The sequence below is a fragment of the Vibrio sp. M260112 genome, from assembly GCF_036533775.1.
Classification (GTDB): Bacteria; Pseudomonadota; Gammaproteobacteria; order Enterobacterales; family Vibrionaceae; genus Vibrio.
The window spans coordinates 1-427 of the sequence record NZ_JATABH010000206.1; the positions used below are offsets into that span (position 1 = coordinate 1).

1 pseudogene is annotated in these 427 nt (G+C 40.3%); it reads left to right on the top strand.

Annotation, left to right across the window (positions count from 1 at the left end):
- Positions 1-85, top strand: a pseudogene (locus tag QTN95_RS21130) (IS200/IS605 family transposase); the annotation flags it as partial.
- Positions 86-427: the final 342 nt, after the last annotated feature.

The following is a 427-nucleotide window of genomic DNA, read 5'->3' on the forward strand; positions in this document are numbered from 1 at the left end:
AATCAATGAAGAAATCATACGCCGATATGTAAGACATCAAGAGAAGCAAGAGCGAGTAGAGCAGCACCAGTTGGCGTTGGATTAAACAAAGGCCCCCTTTTAGGGGGCTCACACAAAGCCACCTTCTTTAGAAGGTGGTAATTTACTTTCACCCGCCCCGGTAAAAGTCGATAAAGTGAATAAGATAAGACCGAATATTGATTTCATAAAACACCTCCATTGTCGTAGAAGTGTAGTACGTAAAATGCAAAAGACTGGTACAAAAAAAGCCTCCCGAAGGATAACTCCGATCAGTTAAGTAAATGATCAGTTGAACGATCCTGTGGTTGGTTGAAAATACCCTCAAACATTTCATATTTGAGGGTATTTTTTATGTTGGCTCACTGGCTTATTGATGTTGATGACTTCGCTTCTCCTGATTCACTTA